We start from the raw sequence: 18,813 nt of genomic DNA, 5'->3' as shown, positions 1-18,813 counted from the left end.
ATTTGAGCCGGTTCACACCTTTCAATGAGAATAAATAAATATTTTCATAATGAGCTATGTAGACTGGCCACTGTAACTTAAAAGGCATATCTATTGCATGACTCATATTGAAAGCACATTTTCTTTTCTTGGTTTAAACCCTTTTATTATCCAATCTTTAACTGAAATGGGATATGTTAAACCTTCTCCTATACAAGCAGCGTGTATTCCTTTGCTCTTAAAAGGACGTGATGTATTAGGCATGGCACAAACCGGAAGCGGTAAAACTGCCGCATTTGCATTGCCGTTGTTACATAATCTTGATATTAATTTAAAAGCTCCTCAAATATTAGTATTAGCTCCTACAAGAGAATTAGCAGTTCAAGTAGCTGAAGCATTTTCGGATTTTTCTAAACATATGATAGGCATACATGTATTACCTTTATATGGTGGACAAAGATACGAATTGCAATTACGTGCTTTAAAACAAGGACCTCAAATTGTTGTAGGAACTCCAGGACGTTTATTAGATCATTTAAAACGAGGAACTCTTAATCTTTCAAATTTACATGGATTAGTTTTAGATGAAGCAGATGAAATGTTACGCATGGGATTTATAGAAGATGTAGAAACTATTATGGCACAAATTCCCAAAGATCATCAGACTGCATTATTTTCTGCTACAATGCCAGAAGCAATACGTCGAATTTCTAAACGATTTATGAAAAATCCGGAAGAAATAAAAATACAATCTAATATTAGTACACGTCCAGATATCAAACAAAGTTATTGGATGGTCTGTAGTCGAAAAACTGATGCGTTAATTCGATTTTTAGAAGCTGAAGATTTTTCTGCTACTATTATTTTTGTTAAAACTAAAAATGCAACTTTAGAAGTATCAGAAGCTTTAGAACGTAACGGATATAATAGTGCTGCATTAAATGGAGATATGAATCAAGCTTTACGAGAACAAACCTTAGAAAGATTAAAAAATGGTCGATTAGATATTCTAATTGCTACAGATGTTGCAGCACGCGGTTTAGATGTTGATCGTATTAGTTTTGTTATAAACTACGATATTCCTATGGATTCAGAATCTTATGTTCACCGTATAGGTCGTACAGGTCGTGCAGGTCGTGCAGGTCGTGCATTATTATTTGTTGAAAATCGTGAACGTCGTTTGTTACGTAATATAGAACGTACTATCAAACAATCTATTCCAGAAGTACAATTACCAAAAATTGAGTTATTATCTAAAAGACGGCTTGAACAATTTGCAAAAAAAGTACAACAGCAATTAGAAAGTCGAGACTTAGAACAATATAGTGCTTTGTTAGATAAACTATATTTTACAGATGATTTAGATATAAAAACTTTAGCAGCTGCTTTATTAAAAATGGCTCAAGGAGAACGTCCTTTAATTATCAAACCTGATTTAGTCATCAATCATCGTTTATCTAAAGAGGAACGTAGACGAGAAGACAATCGTAACAGTCGAATACGTCGAGAACGTCGTGATAATAAAGATATAGATTTATATCGCATTGAAGTAGGACGTAACGATGGAGTAGAAGTACGTCATATTGTTGGAGCTATTGCTAATGAAGGAAATATTAATAGTCGTAATATTGGAAATATTAAACTTTTTTCTTCCTATGCTACAATTGAATTACCCAAGGGAATGTCAAAAGATTTATTACAATATTTGACACGTACTAGAATTTTAAACAAACCTATCAATATAAAATTATTACGTGACTCTCGAGTTTACGAAACTAAAACAACGAACCGTACTACATTTAATAAAGATAAAAATAGCAATCGTCGTTTTTCTGAAAATCGTTTAAATAAATCTAATTTTTCTAAGAACGAATCAAAAACGTCTTTTTCTCGTCGTAGGAATGTATAAATTCTTGAAGTTTTATGCCGCTTTGCGGCATATTCAAATATTTAAAATAAAAAATTTTCTTTATAAATATTATTTTAAAATAAGTTTTATTTTTGATACGCTATTGCTTCAATTTCTATTTTTACATTTTTAGGTAAAGATTTTACTTCTACACAAGATCGTGCAGGAAATTCTGATTTATTATCTATAAAAAATTTTGTATAAATTTCATTAATAATATCTATTTTTTTTAAATCAGTCGTAAAAATAGTTGTTTTAATAATATCTTTTATCTGAAATTTAGCTTGTGTTAAAATAGCTTTAATATTAACTAATACAAGATATGTCTGTTCAGAAATATTTTGTGGGATATAATTTGATACAACATCAATCGGTATTTGTCCTGACAATATAAGAATATTATTAACTTGAATAGCTTGTGAATAGGGACCAATAGGTTGCGGTGCATTTTTAGTATTAATTATGTCTTTCATATATGATAACCGTTTTTATATTTGTGTGATATTAATACTATCGTTAATATGACAAAACTATATTTTTAGGAAATTCTTTTTCACAGTATTTACATTTTAAATTTATATTATGATATTTATCTTTTTGAAAAACAAAACTAGAAGTTACAAAATTATGATGACTAATACAATTACTATTTGGACAAATAAGAATTTGATCTATTTTTTCAGGTAAAGTTGGAAATGTTTTTCCTACAAGATTATATTCATTAATATAATTTACGGTAGCATCTGGAGCATAAATAGCTAATTGATTGATTTGATGATCATTTAAAAAAGTATTTTCAATCTTGATGAGATCTTTTTTTCCTAATTTTTGCGAAGGTAAATTTAATCCTATAGTAATACGTTTTTCTGTTTCAGTAAATCTAAATAAAGATAATAATTTAAAACCAATATGTGCAGGTATATGGTCAATAACACTGCCAGATCTAATAGCTTCTACTTGAAGTTTATTTATTTGCATATTTTTATTATTAATGTTTTTCTATTAAGACTAAAGATAAAATTGCTTGACGTGCATAAATTCCATTTGCAGCTTGTTTAAAATACCAAGCATAAGGTGTATGATCAACATCACGATCTATTTCCTCTATACGAGGGAGAGGATGCAATATTTTTAAATTACTTCGTGCATTTCGTAAAGTTGAAGAATGTAATACAAATTTTGCTTTAGCATTTGCATACTCAGTAGAATCTAATCTTTCTCTCTGCACTCGAGTCATATAAAGAATATCTATTTCAGAAATTATATCTTCTATGTTTTTATATCTTTTCCAAAAAATTTCTTTTTTTTCGAGCATGTCATTGATATAATTTGGCATCGTTAAAGCATTAGGAGAAATAAAAAAAAATTTATTATCTTTAAATTTTGCTAATGCTTGTGCTAATGAATGGACTGTTCTTCCGTATTTCAGATCTCCTACCATTGCAATATTTAAATTACCTAATCTATTCTGAGTTTCTTGAATAGTAAATAAATCTAAAAGTGTTTGTGTGGGATGCTGATTTGCACCATCTCCTGCATTGAATACCGGTATACCATTAGAAAATTCTGTTGCTAAACGTGCAGCACCTTCTTGTGGATGTCGAATAACAATTGCATCTACATAAGAACTAATTACTGAAATAGTATCTGATAATGTTTCTCCTTTCTTTTTTAATGAAATATTATTTCCATCCGAAAATCCTACTATCGATGCTCCTAATCGATAGATAGCAGTTTCAAATGATAAACGAGTACGTGTTGAAGCTTCAAAAAAACAACTAGCTATAATTTTATTTTTTAATAAGTTATAATGTGGTTTTTTTTTAAGAATTGCAGATTTTTTTAGAACTAATTCTAATTCATTACGCTGTAAGTCATTTATAGAAATTATATTTTTTTTATATAGAGAATTTCTCAAATTTTATTTACCTTAATAATTTCAGAAAAGATAGCATAAGATACTTTTTTAGTATAGAAAACTCTATAAAAAATATTGTTTTTTTAAATATTTTTATAAATTTTATTAATATTTTGAATATTTCAATGTATGTATAATTTATTTAAAAGTCAATGGTTTTTAGCAGACTAGATACTAGTAGTGCTTTGATAGTATGTAATCTATTTTCTGATTGTTCAAAAATAGTGTTTTGGTGTTTTTGAAAAATATTATCTGTGATTTCCATCCCATTTTTAAATCCATATTTTCTTAATATAGATTTTCCTATTTTGGTTTCTTGATTATGTAATGCTGGAAGACAGTGCAATATTTTTATATTAGAATTATTAGTAAGATCTAACATTGAACTATTAACTTGATAATCATGCAATGATTCAATTCTATCTTTCCATTGATCTTCTGGTTCTCCCATAGATACCCAAACATCTGTATAAATAAAATCTACATTTTTAACACCTTCTGAAATATTTTCAGTACAAATTATTCTTCCTTTTTTATTTTGAGATTGCTCTTGACAAAATAAAAAAAACGTTTTTTCTGGCCAATATTTTTTAGGAGATACTAAACGTAAGTCTAATCCAACTAATGAAGCTGCTTCTAGTAAACTATTTCCCATATTATTATGTGTGTCACCAACATATGCACACTTTATTTCATTAAATTTTTTATTAGGAAAAATTTCTTGCATAGTTAACAAATCAGCTAGTATTTGAGTAGGATGAAATTTTTCAGTTAAACCATTCCATACGGGTACTCGGGAATATTGTGCTAAAATTTCTATTGTTCTATGATTATGTCCTCGATACTGAATACCATCATATAAACGACTAAGGACTTGTGCTGTATCTGCAATTGATTCTTTTGTTCCAAGATGAGTGCTACCGGGACCAAGATACGTAACATGAGCACCTTGATCAAAAGCAGCTATTTCAAACGAGCATCTAGTTCGAGTAGATTCTTTTTCAAAAATTAAAGCGATATTTTTTTTCTTAAGTAACGGAATTTCTTGATTATTTTTTTTGTTTTTTTTAAGTTTTTCTGCCAAAGAAATAATTTTTTTTAATTCAGAAGAAGTGAAATCTAATAGTTTCAAACAATTACGTTGATAAAGATTGTTCATGTTAAAGTCTCAACATTGAATAAAAAATATATTTTTAAAAAAATTGAAATTAGAGAATACATATTATAGTATATAATATTTTTTTCTTAAACAATAAATGATGGAAGGAATTCTATGAAATTACAATAAAATTCATACATAAAAAAATGTATTTCAGTAAAAAGATAGTGTTATGTTTCGTAAAAATTTTCAATACAAAAAAAAGTAATGTTAATATATAAGTTTAATTATATATTAAAATAAAAAATATAAATTAAATTTAATTAATAATTTTAAAGAATATTTAATATACTTAATGTAATTTGAATTATATTAGTTAATAATATTTTAAATAGAGTAAATATCATGAAATTTCTTATAAAAAATGATCACTTAGATAAAGAAGAAACTGATTGTATAATAGTAAATGTTTTCGAATCATATAAATTATCTAGTAGTGCAAATTATTTAGATGAATGTAGCAAAGGATATATACGTTCTTTTATAAAATTAGGAGATATTAAAGGACAAGTAGGAGAAATACTTGTTTTATATGATGTTCCTAATATTTTTTCTAAGAGAATATTATTAGTTGGTTGTGGAAAAAAAGAAATTATTACTAGATCAGTTCTTAAAAAAATATTTAAAAAAACTATTAAAATGATTAAAAAGATATCTGTAAAAAATGTTATTTATTCTTTTACTGATTTAAATCTTAATGTTAAAAATAATATTTATTGGATAGTAAGATGTGGAATACTTTCTATACAACAAAGTTTATATAAAATTGTAAAAATAAATAATTCAAATCAAAAAAATATTAATTTAGAATTAATTAAATTTAATTTTTTTGAAAAAAAAGATGTATTAATAGCAGAGACAGCTTTAAAGCACGCATTAGCAATTAATCTTGGAATTACATCTGCAAAAAACATAAGTAATTTGCCTCCTAATATTTGTGATCCTTTATATTTATCTAACGAAGCAAAAAAACTTGTTTTGAAATATCCAAAAAATATTACAGTGGAAATAATTGGTATTGAAGAAATGAAAAAATTAGGAATGAATGCTTATTTATCTGTATCACAGGGATCAAAAAATAAACCATTTATGTCTGTAATAAAGTATTCTGGAGATAATATTATTAGTAATAAAACTATTGCTTTTGTTGGAAAAGGTTTAACTTTTGATTCAGGAGGAATATCTATCAAACCTGCTATGAATATGCACGAAATGAAATATGACATGTGTGGTGCAGCAGCAGTATATGGTATTTTAATTATGGCTGCAGAACTATGTTTACCTTTAACAATAATAGGAATTTTGTCTGGTTGTGAAAATATGCCAGGAGGACATGCCTTTAGACCTGGAGATGTTTTAACTACCATGTCTGGTAAAACAGTAGAAATATTAAATACTGATGCTGAAGGACGTTTAGTTTTATGTGATTCATTAACTTATGTCGAACGTTTTTCTCCCAATATAGTAATTGATATTGCTACTTTAACTGGAGCATGCGTTACAGCATTAGGAGAGTCTGTTAGTGGTCTTTTTACTAATAATGAAGACTTATCTAATGAATTATATTGTGCTTCAAAAGAAACAAATGATAAAATATGGCGTTTGCCATTATTTCAAGAATATGAAAAAGATTTATATTCTTCTATTGCAGATTTGTCTAATACGGGAAAAGGAAAAGCTGGAGCTATTACTGCTGCTTATTTTCTTTCTTATTTTACAAAAAAATATAGTTGGGCACATTTAGATATTGCTGGAACTGCTTGGAAATCAAACAACAAAGGAGCTACAGGTCGTCCTGTTGAACTTTTATCTCAATTTTTATTGAATCAAGTAAAAAATTATTAATATTTAAATATATTTCTTAATATTATTACAATATTGTTTTCATAACATGGCAATTTCGCCTTTTTATTAATAAATAGTTAAAGAAAATGGAAAAAATTTATAATCCTCAGCATATTGAAGAATCTTTATATAATTTTTGGGAAAAGAATGGTTATTTTAAACCAAATAATTTAAAAAAACCAACTTTTTGTATTATGATGCCTCCTCCCAATATTACAGGAAGTTTACATATGGGACATGCTTTTCAACAAACAATTATGGATATATTAGTTCGTTATCATAGAATGCAAGGGAAAAATACATTATGGCAAGTTGGTACAGATCATGCCGGAATAGCAACACAATTATTAGTTGAACGTCAATTATTTTTAGAAGAAAAGAAAACCAAAAAAGATTATACAAGAGATGATTTTATAGAAAAAATTTGGATTTGGAAAAAAAAATATAATAGTATTGTTACAAAACAAATGCGCCGATTAGGAATTTCTGTTGATTGGGATCGTGAAAAATTTACTTTAGATGCAGATATTTCTATTGCTGTTCGAGAAGCTTTTATTTTATTATATAAAAAAAATTTGATTTATAAGAAAAAAAGATTAGTACATTGGGATTCAAAATTAGAAACTGTGATTTCTGATTTAGAAGTTGAACATCGTTTAGTAAAGGGTAGAAAATGGTTAATTCGATATCCTATAGTGAAAAATAGTATTACAAATTCTAATTCAGATATTAAATATTTAATTGTATCCACTACTCGACCAGAAACTTTATTAGGTGACACAGCTATTGCTATTAATCCTGAAGATTGTCAACATAATCAATTAATTGGTGAATTTGTTCATTGCCCTTTAGTTGATAGAATTATTCCTATTATTGGAGATAAATATGCTGATATAGAAAAAGGAACAGGTTGTGTTAAAATAACACCAGCACATGATTTTAATGATTATAAGATAGGTTATCGTCATAAATTACCTATGATTAATATTTTTACTCTAAATGGGAAAATTAGATCTTTTTCTAAAATTTATAATTATAATGGACAAAAATCTAGTGTATATAGTAACTTTATTCCACTTAAATTTCAAAAATTAGACATCTTATCTGCACGGATAAAAATTATTAAAGAAATTGAAAAAATAGGATTATTAGAAGGTTGCGAAGAATGTGATATTGTTACGCCTTACAGTGATAGAAGCGGTGTTATTGTTCAACCTATTTTGACTGATCAATGGTACTTAAAAACATCACAATTATCTCAGATAGCTCTTGATGCGGTAAAAAATAAAAAAATTAAATTTGTTCCAGAGCAATATACAACTATGTATTCATCTTGGATGAATAATATAGAAGATTGGTGTATTTCTCGTCAATTATGGTGGGGACATCGTATTCCAGTATGGTACGATAATCAAAAAAATATATATGTTGGACATAATGAAGAAGAAATACGAAAAGAATATTCTATATCAAAAAATATATTATTAGTACAAGATGATGATGTATTAGATACTTGGTTTTCTTCTGGATTATGGACTTTTTCTACATTAGGATGGCCTAAAAAAACAAAATTTTTAAAACTTTTTCATTCTACAGATGTTTTAGTTAGTGGATTTGATATTATTTTTTTTTGGATTGCTAGAATGATTATGTTAACTATGTATCTTATTAAAGATGATCATGGAGAACCTGAAGTTCCTTTTAAAAACGTTTATATAACAGGTTTAATTCGAGATGAAGAAGGTCAAAAAATGTCAAAATCAAAAGGAAATGTGATAGATCCTTTAGATATGATAGATGGAATTTCTTTAACAGAATTAATCAAAAAAAGAACTAGTAATTTACTCCAACCAAATTTATCTAGCAAGATCACTAAACGTACTATAAAAGAATTTCCTAAAGGAATTGAATCTACTGGTACAGATGCACTTCGGTTTACTTTTTCTGCGTTAGCATCTAGTACGCGTGATATAAAATGGGATATGAGTCGATTAAAAGGATACCGTAATTTTTGTAATAAACTTTGGAACGCTAGTCGATTTGTTTTAATAAATACACACAATCATAATTATTTAAATTTAAATATAAAAGATGATATGTTATTAGTGAATAAATGGATTTTAATAAAACTAAATAATACAGTTAAAATATATCGAGAATCATTAGATGCTTATCGATTTGATATTGCTTCAAATATTTTATATGATTTTATTTGGAATATATTTTGTGATTGGTATTTAGAGTTTGTTAAAATTATTTTTCAAAAAAGTTCTTCTCAAAATGTTTTTTTTACTAAAAATATTTTAATTTATGTTTTAGAATTACTTTTAAGATTAGCACATCCTATTATTCCTTTTATTACTGAAATAATTTGGCAGCGTGTAAAAGTAATTGCAAATATTAAATCAAAAACAATTATGCTACAAAAATTTCCAGAATATAATCATACAATTTTTGATCAAACAATATTGATTAATGTTGATTGGATAAAAAAAATAATTATTTTTTTGAGAAATATTAGAATTAGTATGAATATTAATTCGACTAAATTAATACCATTATTTTTATATAAAACAACTTCTGAACAAGAAAAAGTTATTCAAGAAAATACTTTTTTACTAAAAAAGATATCTTTCTTAAATGAAGTAAAAATATTATTTCAAGAATATAATAAAGATCTATGTATAAAAGAAATAATTGATGGAGCTGAAATTATACTTCCTATACTTCAACTAGTAGAGAAAGAAAAAGAACTAAAAAGATTAAAAAAAGAAATGGAAAAAATAGAAATAAATATCAAAAAAATTAAAAATAAGCTTGCAAATGAAAATTTTTTATCCTATGCACCAGAAAAAATAGTAACGGAAGAAAAAAACAAATTGTCAAAATTAAATAAAATATATCAAAAATTTTTTCAACAAATAAAAATTTTTACAAATTTATCTAATAAAAAATAGTTTTGTTGATATATTTTTTGAAACACAATAACATTGATTTTAAATAATATAATTTAAGGGTGTTTTATGTCTATTTTACATAATATAATGTGCAAAAAAGAATTAAAAAATCGTATGTTGTGTGAAAAAGAACCACGCTTTACACTATCTTTCTATAAATATTTTACTATTAATAATCCATATGAATATAGAGATCAAATTTATAAAGAATTTTATAAATATAATGTTTTAGGAAGAATTTATGTGGCAGCTGAAGGTATTAATGCTCAAATAAGTGTGCCTAAAAACAAATACTTTTTTATAAAACAATTTTTATGTAGATTAAACTCTGTATTAAATAATTTACGTATTAATAAATCACTAAATGATGAAAAATCTTTTTGGGTTCTTTCGGTAAAAGTACGAAAAAAAATCGTAGAAGATGGAATTGTAGATCCTCTTTTTAATCCTGAACATGTGGGTATTTATATTAGATCAAAACAAGTTAATTTAATGCTTAAAGATACAGAAACGATATTTATTGATATGAGAAACTCTTATGAATATGCTATTGGTCATTTTGAAAAAGCAATTGAAATTAAAAGTTTGACTTTTAGAGAACAATTAAAAAAAATAATAAAATTAATGGAATACGCTAAAAACAAAAGAATTGTTATGTATTGTACAGGTGGAATACGTTGTGAAAAAGCTACTGCTTGGATGCATTTCAATGGTTTTAAATATGTTTATCATATAGAAGGAGGTATTATTGGTTATGTTCATGATGCTAAGAAAAATGGATTACCAATACTCTTTAAAGGGAAAAATTTTGTTTTTGATAACCGTATGAGTGAAAAAATTTCAGATGAAATTCTGTCTTCTTGTTCACAATGTAACACTCCTTCAGACACTTATGTTAATTGTAAGAATAATTTATGTCATCTTCTTTTCATTCAGTGTAAAAACTGTACAATTTCTTTTAATAATTGTTGTTCTTTAAATTGTATGAGAAAGATATAGTATAATATACTATACATTTTAAAAATTTTTTTCTATATTACTGATTATGTTTTTTTTCTAATTGTTCCCAATATATTAATATTTCTTCTAATTCTTTTTCTTTTTGTATTAACATTTTTAATGTTAGCACTTTTTCTTCTCTTTTTTTTTGAAAGAAATTTAATTCATTAACTATTTTTTGTAGTTTGTTAATATCACATTCTATTTTTTCTATTTTAATTAATATTTCTTTGATTACTGTTTTATGATTCTTTTTTATATGAGTAATCAATTGATGATGTGTTTTTCTTGTTATATTTTTTTTTTCTTTAATTAAATTATTTTGTTCTTTTTTGAGACAATCGTAATTACCAACATAAGTATTAATTAATCCATTTTTTTCAAAAAACCAACATTTGTTTACTGTATTATTTATAAATTTTTCGTCATGGCTTACGATAAGAACTGTTCCTTTATAATTGATAATAATTTTTTCTAATAATTCCAATGTATCTAAATCTAGATCATTAGTAGGTTCATCTAAAATTAAAACATTACTGGGTGTCAAAAATAATCTTGCTAAAAGCAATCTATTGCATTCACCTCCAGATAATGTTTTTACTAAAGAATTAAGTTGATTCGGTTTGAAAAGGAATTTTTTTAGATATCCTATCAAGTATTGTTCTTTTCCATTTATTAAAACGGTTTCTTTCCCATAAGAGATGTTATCTATTATAGATTTATTAGGATTTAATATAGATCTATTTTGATCAAAATACGATATTTTTAATCTTTGACTTTTATAAATTTCCCCTTTAGTAGGTTTTTTTTCTCCTATCAGAAGTTTAATCATTGTACTTTTACCACATCCGTTTGCTCCAATTAATGCTAATTTGTCACCATGTTGAATTATTGATGAAAAATTTTTTATAATTAATTTTTTTTTAAATGAAAAATCTATTTTGTCTACTTTAAAAATTATTTTTCCTAAATAATTTTTATCTTGATTGATTGTAATATTATTTAATTTTTCTATTTTTTTGTAATCATTATTTTCTTTACGTAATAATTGTAAATTTTTTACTCTTCCTTCATTTCTAGTTGAACGAGCTTTAATTCCTTTTCTAATCCATTTTTCTTCTTTTTCTAAATTTTTATCAAATATTTTTTTTTGTATTTTTTCAATCCGGTTGCTATCATTTTTTAATTTTATAAAATTTTCATAATTTCCTGGCCAAGAAATTAGTTTACCTCGATCAAGATCAACAATACGTGTAGATATATTTTGAATAAAACCTCTATCATGTGATACAAATAATATACTACCATGAAATTTCTTTAAAAAATTTTCGAGCCATTTGACTGTTTTTATATCTAAATGATTCGTGGGTTCATCGAGTAATAATACATCTGGTTCATCTATTAAAACACGACTTAATGCAACTTTTCTTAGTAAACCTCCAGAAAGTTCAGATAGTAAAGTATTTTTTTTTAATTCAATTAATTCTATTGTTTTTTCTATTTTTACAATTTGATCCATATTTAATTTTTTTTTAATTGATTCAATATTATAACTGTTATTGCTATTAGTATAAATTTTATAAAAACCAGAAATAATAAAATCATGTATAGAAATATTTAAATTTTTCGGATTTTCTTGTTTTAAATAAGATATTTTTATATTTTTTTTATAAATAACACAGCCATGATCCAGATCTTGTTTTTTATTAATAATTTTTAAGAGCGTTGATTTTCCAGTACCATTTTTACCAATTAAACATATTCTTTCATTTTTGTGGATATGAAGCATACTGTTTTTTAAAATTTCTAAATTACTAAATGATAACGAAGCATCTTTAAGATTAATAAGAGGCATAAATCTTTATATCCTTCAATCTATTATGAATGTTTTATTAACCAGGAATGGTAAATATTAAAATTTTTTAAAAAATCCTTACTTTGTGTTTTTTTTGTAATATTTTGTGCATGTAATTTTATTTTCTTAAGAGAATTCAAATTAATATTAAAATTACGTGTAGAACTAGAGAAAATAATATTACCATCGTACCGTAAAATTCTTTTTAAATTTATCATCAAAATAAGGTAATCTCTTTTTAAATCAAAATCTTGTTGCATTTTTTTAGAATTTGAAAAAGTTGGTGGATTAATAAATATAAGATCAAATTTATGATCTGTTTTTTTTATCCAGTTCAAACAATCTTCTTGAATAAAATGATGATTATAATCTGTTAAATTATTAATAGACATATTACGCATTGACCATTTCATATAAGTATTAGATATATCTACACTCGTCGTGCTTTTAGCTTTTCCTAGTGCAGCATATACAGTAGCAGTTCCAGTATATGAAAATAAATTTAAGAAATCTTTTCCTCTCGCCATTGTTCCTAACATTTTTCTTATAAGTCGTTTATCTGAAAATAATCCGGTATCTAAATAATCTATTAAATTCACTAAAAACTTTGCATGATATTCTTTAATTATCATAAAACTATTACTGTTATATAGTCTTTTATATTGTGTTGTATTTTTATTTTTTTGTCTAATTTTTAATACTATATTATTAATATCAATAGATAATATTTCTTTAGTATAATAAATTGCATTACATAATCTTTTATATGCTTTATTGGAGTTGATTAGTTTTGGAGCTTTGTATTCTTGAATGACTAGCCATTTATTATAAACATCTACTATAATATTGTAATTTGGTAAATCAGCATTATATACACGGAAACATTCTATTCCTTCTTGATTTGTCCATTTTTTAAATTTATTGAAATTTTTTTTTAATCTATTTTGATATTCACTATTTTCCGTATGCACTTCTTTTGAGTAAATTTTAAAACTCTGTTGAATACAATTTAACGCTCCATTCTTTAAAAAATACTCTTTATCTGATTTCATTTGTACAAAATTTAACAAAAATTTTGATGAACTAAAGATAGACAATATCCAATTTTTAAAGTATTTTTTTGATACTACACCCAATTGTATATATAAACCTACAAGTTGACTCTCAGTTTGATGCCTTTCACCATATGGAGGATTAGTTAACAATATTCCAATTTTTTTATCATCATAAAGATTTTTAAGATTATTTAAGTTTTGTGTAAAAAATTTAATTGTTTTTGATAAACCTGCATTTGATGCGTTTATTTTAGCTTTTTCTATTATTTTAGAATCATAATCATATCCAATAAAATTATTTTTAAAACATTTTTCGAGTCCTATTTTAAATCTTTCTTCTGCTTCTTGAATAACATTAAGCCATAGACTTTTATTATATTTTTTCCATGATTGAAATCCCCATTTCACCCTTCTTAATCCAGGTGCTCTATCAGTAGATACCATAGCAGCTTCTATTAATAATGTTCCAGAGCCACACATAGGATCTATAATTGGCATTTTTTTATTCCACCCTGAATTTAATATAATTGCTGCACCTAAATTTTCTTTAATAGGAGTGGAATTAGATAATTGTCGATATCCCCTTTTATGTAATGATGAACCACTTAAATCTAACATAATATGAATTATATTATCATGTGATAAAAATGATCTGATTCGAATATCAGGATTTATAAGATCTATGTTTGGACGGAGAAGATATTTTCTTTTAAATTGATCAACAATAGCATCTTTTATTATTAAAGATCCGAATAAACTATTACGAATAAAATGATTAATTCCCTTAAAATTAATTGAAAAAGTTTTATTTATAGAAAAGATTTCATCCCAATCTATATTATAGATATTAGAATATAGTTCTTCTTTGTTCTTTATTTTAAATTGTTTTATACATAAAAAAATACGAGAAGCAATGCGACTCCACATTAAACTTTTATATAATAATAACTCATTTGCTTCATAGTAAATACCTCCATTTTTTATATTTAAATTTTTAGCTCCTAAATATAAGAGTTCTTCTTTTAATAAATTTTCAGTCCCAAAATTTGTACTTGCAAATAAACAATTCATTATTTTTTATAATTAATTTAATTAATATTACGTATATGATATAAAAAAATATAATATTTTTATATAAGATAGATTTTTTATTATCTATAAAATTTTTACAAACTTTTTATAATTTTTTTAATAAGATCAGGCCCATGATATATTAATCCAGAATATATTTGAATTAAAGTAGCACCTGATTTAATCTTTTCTTTTGCTGAATGTATAGAATTAATTCCACCAACACCAATAATAGGAATTTTTTCCCCTAAGTTTTTTGACAATATAGATATTATATTAGTACTTTTTTTCTGTAAAGGTAACCCGCTGAGTCCTCCTATTTGTGAACCATTTTTCAATGATAAAACTGATGAATGGTCTAATGTTGTATTAGTAGCAATTACTGCATCTATCTTATATTTTATAAATTGCTTTGAAATATTTTTTAATTCTTTTATGGAAAGATCTGGTGAGATTTTAATTGCAATAGGAACGTATTTTAAATGTTTTTTATGCAACTCTTTTTGTTTCTCTTTAATAGTATACAATAAATGTTTTAAAATAGTTCCATATTGTAAATTTCTTAAATTAGTTGTATTAGGTGATGAAATATTAATTGCAATATAACTAGCATAAAGATAAATTTTTTCTATACATATTAAATAGTCATTAATTGAATTTTTAATACTAGTGTTTTGATTTTTTCCAATGTTAACGCCTATAATTCCTTTGAAATGAGATTTTTTTATGTTAAGAATTAAATTATCTATACCTAGATTATTAAATCCCATTCTATTAATGATACCCTCCATAGGAGTTATTCTAAACAATCTAGGTTTAGGATGGCCATTTTGCGGTAAAGGAGTGACAGTTCCTACTTCAATAAAACCAAATCCTAATTTTGATAAACAATTTATATACTCTCCATTTTTATCTATTCCTGCTGCGGTACCAAGTTTATTTTTAAAAATTAAACCCATACATTTTATTTTTTTTGATTTTTGATTTTTTTTAGAAAATATTTTGTTAAATAGTTGAAAAAATTTAAAATTAAGACATTTTAATATAAAAATATGAGATTTTTCAGGATCTATTAAAAATAACAGTTTACGAATTAAATAATAAAACATTATAATTCCTTTTGAATTTAAAGTAAAATTCCATAAAATTTACATTAAAAAATCTTGTATAATATTATCTATTAAAAAGTAATAACTTTTTTTGTTTGTATTTTTTTGTAATATCTTAAAAAAATTTTTTGTTTTTGTTTTTTAATGTAATTTAAATATGAAAAAAAATAATATTTTAGTTATCATATATGAAAAAAGAGTATAATAATAACATACAAGATATTATGAAACGATATGATTATCCAATAGTAAAAACTTTACTTGATACTGACGCATATAAACTTCATATGCAACAAGCCATTTTTTATAATTATAAGAACGTCGACGTAGTAGCAGAATTCCTTTGCAGAGGAGATAATTTTTTAGGCTGTTACTCTCATGTTTTATTAGAACAAATTAGTATGATGAGATCTCTATCTTTAAGCCATGAAGAATATATTTATATGACTTCCTTCCCATTTTTTAAAAAAGAGTATTTACATTGGTTAAAAAAATTTCGATATAATATATCACAAGTAAAAATAAACAATTATCAAGGACAATTGCATATTCGAATAAGTGGATTATGGCAAGAAGTCATATTGTGGGAAGTACCTATTTTAGCATTAATTAGTGAAGTTTTTCATAGTAATTTTTCTCCAGAAATAAGTACTATAAGTGCCATACAATATTTAGATTCTAAATTAAAAAAATTCTTTAGATATACTAAAAATATAGATTTATCTCGTTTGAAAATTGTTGATTTTGGAACGAGAAGAAGATTTTCTTATGATGTACAGTATGCAATTGTTAAAAGATTAAAAGAAAAATTTCCTTTTTTAATTGGTTCAAGTAACTATCATATATCACGAATATTAAATTTATCACCAGTTGGAACACAGGCGCATGAATGGTTTCAAGCGCATCAACAGATTAGTTCAAATTTAAAAAAAAGTCAGATTTTAGCATTAAAAACATGGCTATCTCATTATGGGAATCATTTAAGTATCGCACTTACAGATTCTATTACTATGGACGCTTTTTTACATGATTTTAATTTATTTTTTACCTCTTCCTATCAAGGAATTAGACATGATTCGGGGGATCCTGTCAAATGGGGTGAAAAAGCTATAAAACATTATGAAGAATCAGGAATAGACCCTCGTACTAAAACATTGTTGTTTTCAGATAATTTAAATTTTAAAAAAATTATTTCTTTATATAAAAGATTTAATAATAAAATCAATCTTGTTTTTGGAATAGGAACAAAATTAACATGTGATATTCCATATGTAAAACCATTAAATATTGTAATTAAATTAGTAAAATGTAATGGAAAACCTGTTGCTAAAATATCTGATAGTCCAGGTAAAACGTTTTGTTTAGATAAAAAATTTTTAAAAAATTTATGTAAAGTTTTTAACGTATCGTAAAAGAAAATAGGTGAAATTAAATTTTAATAAGAATTTTATTGCTAAATTAGATAATATCATTTTTTGTATGTTTTTTTGAAATTATTTCTATTAAAATATTTTAAAATAAGTGTAAAAGGAAAGATTTTATGAATACAGTATCAATATCAGATATATATAAAGATGATATTATAGTAAGTAGTACAATTACTGTATGTGGATGGGTTCGCAGCCGCAGAAATTCAAAATCTGGTTTTTCTTTTATTACGATTTATGATGGTTCATGTTTTTATTCAATACAAGTTATTGCGAATAATTCTTTATCTAATTATGATAAAGAAATATTGAATTTAACTATTGGATGTTCTGTAAGGATTACAGGAGTATTAATATTGTCTATTGGACATAAACAAAAATATGAAATTAAGGCAATAGAAATTGAAGTTCAAGGTTGGATTGATCAACCAGATACTTATCCAATATCAGCTAAAAAACATAGTTTAGAATATTTAAGAGAAGTATCTCATTTAAGATCTAGAACAAACTTAATAGGTGTAATAGTTCGAATTAGAAATCATGTGTTACACACCTTACATAGTTTTTTATATAAAAATAACTATTATTGGGTCCCAACTCCTATTATTACTGGATTAAATACTGAAGGTACTGGAGAAATGTTTCGTGTTTCAACATTAGACATGAAAAATATTCCTAAAAATAAAGATGGTTCCGTTGATTTTAAAAAAGATTTTTTTGGAAAAGAATCTTTTTTAACTGTTTCGGGGCAGCTTAATATAGAAACATATGCTTGTGCTCTTTCTAAAGTTTATACTTTTGGACCGACTTTTCGTGCGGAAAATTCTAATACTAGTCGTCATTTAGCTGAATTTTGGATGTTAGAAGTAGAGTCAGCTTTTACAAATTTAAACGATATATCAGATTTTATTGAACGTATGTTAAAATATATTTTTAAAGCTCTTTTAAAAGATTGCATGCCAGACATTAATTTTCTTAAAAACTATATTGATAGTAACATTGTTAATCGTTTAAAAGAATTATTATTAATAAATTTTGTACGTATAGATTATATAGATGCTATAAATATTCTACTTAATTCTAATATGAAATTTAAAAAATCCGTTTTTTTTGGTGTTGATTTAGCATCTGAACATGAACGTTTTCTTGTAGAAAAACATTTTAAAATTCCCGTAATAATAAAAAATTATCCAAAAGAATTAAAAGCTTTTTATATGAGATTGAATGATGATAAAAAAACTGTTGCAGCAATCGATTTATTAGTACCTAATATTGGAGAGCTAATAGGTGGCTCTCAACGCGAAGAACGTTTATTAGTTTTAGATCAACGTTTATTAGAATTAGGATTAAAAAAAGAAGATTATTGGTGGTATAGAGATCTTCGCCGATATGGTACAGTACCACACTCAGGTTTTGGACTAGGTTTCGAGAGATTAATCTCTTATATTACTGGAATATCAAATATAAGAGACATTATTCCATTTCCACGTACAGTAAACAATGCACATTTTTAGTTAAGATTTCTGTTCA

Annotated in this window: 13 protein-coding genes; 6 read left to right on the top strand and 7 right to left on the bottom strand. The window is 25.0% G+C overall.

The window, feature by feature from the left end:
- Positions 1-97: 97 nt before the first annotated feature.
- The gene (locus BUMPG002_RS01890; protein WP_025369003.1) at positions 98-1,888 is read left to right on the top strand and encodes a DEAD/DEAH family ATP-dependent RNA helicase; all 1,791 of its coding nucleotides are present in this window, start codon (positions 98-100) and stop codon (positions 1,886-1,888) included.
- Between the two features lie 86 nt (positions 1,889-1,974).
- Here BUMPG002_RS01890 and BUMPG002_RS01885 read toward each other — a convergent pair whose 3' ends face one another.
- The 4 genes from BUMPG002_RS01885 to argF all read right to left on the bottom strand — a co-directional run bounded on the left by BUMPG002_RS01885 (position 1,975) and on the right by argF (position 4,965).
- Entirely contained in the window at positions 1,975-2,361 is a 387-nt protein-coding gene (locus tag BUMPG002_RS01885; RefSeq protein ID WP_025369002.1) for a Rid family detoxifying hydrolase, read from the bottom strand.
- Positions 2,362-2,404: 43 nt separating this feature from the next.
- On the bottom strand, positions 2,405-2,866 hold the full coding sequence (gene pyrI / locus BUMPG002_RS01880; RefSeq protein ID WP_025369001.1) for an aspartate carbamoyltransferase regulatory subunit: 462 nt from the start codon (positions 2,864-2,866) through the stop codon (positions 2,405-2,407).
- A 10-nt stretch (positions 2,867-2,876) separates the two neighbouring features.
- Positions 2,877-3,806: an aspartate carbamoyltransferase gene (gene pyrB / locus BUMPG002_RS01875; protein ID WP_025369000.1), complete on the bottom strand. Its 930-nt coding sequence runs from the start codon at positions 3,804-3,806 to the stop codon at positions 2,877-2,879.
- A 142-nt stretch (positions 3,807-3,948) separates the two neighbouring features.
- Positions 3,949-4,965, bottom strand: a complete 1,017-nt coding sequence (gene argF, locus BUMPG002_RS01870) for an ornithine carbamoyltransferase (RefSeq protein WP_025368999.1) — start codon at positions 4,963-4,965, stop codon at positions 3,949-3,951.
- Positions 4,966-5,310: 345 nt separating this feature from the next.
- Here argF and BUMPG002_RS01865 point away from each other — a divergent pair, with 345 nt between their 5' ends.
- From BUMPG002_RS01865 to trhO, 3 genes are all read left to right on the top strand, one after another.
- Entirely contained in the window at positions 5,311-6,810 is a 1,500-nt protein-coding gene (locus BUMPG002_RS01865; RefSeq protein WP_044006137.1) for a leucyl aminopeptidase, read from the top strand.
- An 86-nt stretch (positions 6,811-6,896) separates the two neighbouring features.
- Positions 6,897-9,767 (top strand): valine--tRNA ligase, encoded by a 2,871-nt coding sequence (locus tag BUMPG002_RS01860; RefSeq protein ID WP_025368998.1) that lies wholly within the window; start codon positions 6,897-6,899, stop codon positions 9,765-9,767.
- 66 nt (positions 9,768-9,833) lie between these two features.
- The gene (gene trhO, locus BUMPG002_RS01855; RefSeq protein ID WP_025368997.1) at positions 9,834-10,766 is read left to right on the top strand and encodes an oxygen-dependent tRNA uridine(34) hydroxylase TrhO; all 933 of its coding nucleotides are present in this window, start codon (positions 9,834-9,836) and stop codon (positions 10,764-10,766) included.
- A gap of 37 nt (positions 10,767-10,803) precedes the next feature.
- Here the strand turns inward: trhO and BUMPG002_RS01850 are convergent, their stop codons facing one another.
- The 3 genes from BUMPG002_RS01850 to pyrD all read right to left on the bottom strand — a co-directional run bounded on the left by BUMPG002_RS01850 (position 10,804) and on the right by pyrD (position 15,856).
- A complete protein-coding gene (locus BUMPG002_RS01850) occupies positions 10,804-12,621 on the bottom strand; it encodes an ATP-binding cassette domain-containing protein (protein WP_025368996.1) in 1,818 nt (605 codons plus the stop codon).
- Between the two features lie 23 nt (positions 12,622-12,644).
- Positions 12,645-14,747 carry a bifunctional 23S rRNA (guanine(2069)-N(7))-methyltransferase RlmK/23S rRNA (guanine(2445)-N(2))-methyltransferase RlmL gene (rlmKL, locus tag BUMPG002_RS01845; protein WP_025368995.1) on the bottom strand — a complete coding sequence of 701 codons (2,103 nt, stop codon included), beginning with the start codon at positions 14,745-14,747 and terminating at the stop codon, positions 12,645-12,647.
- 95 nt (positions 14,748-14,842) lie between these two features.
- Positions 14,843-15,856: a quinone-dependent dihydroorotate dehydrogenase gene (gene pyrD, locus BUMPG002_RS01840; protein ID WP_025368994.1), complete on the bottom strand. Its 1,014-nt coding sequence runs from the start codon at positions 15,854-15,856 to the stop codon at positions 14,843-14,845.
- Between the two features lie 224 nt (positions 15,857-16,080).
- Here pyrD and pncB point away from each other — a divergent pair, with 224 nt between their 5' ends.
- Positions 16,081-17,268 (top strand): nicotinate phosphoribosyltransferase, encoded by a 1,188-nt coding sequence (pncB, locus tag BUMPG002_RS01835; protein ID WP_044006166.1) that lies wholly within the window; start codon positions 16,081-16,083, stop codon positions 17,266-17,268.
- A gap of 128 nt (positions 17,269-17,396) precedes the next feature.
- Entirely contained in the window at positions 17,397-18,797 is a 1,401-nt protein-coding gene (asnS, locus tag BUMPG002_RS01830; protein ID WP_025368993.1) for an asparagine--tRNA ligase, read from the top strand.
- Positions 18,798-18,813: the final 16 nt, after the last annotated feature.

The organism is Buchnera aphidicola str. G002 (Myzus persicae) (assembly GCF_000521565.1).
GTDB lineage: Bacteria > Pseudomonadota > Gammaproteobacteria > Enterobacterales > Enterobacteriaceae > Buchnera > Buchnera aphidicola_C.
Note: the sequence above shows the minus strand (reverse complement) of the source record. Positions and strands in the feature narration are given on the sequence as shown.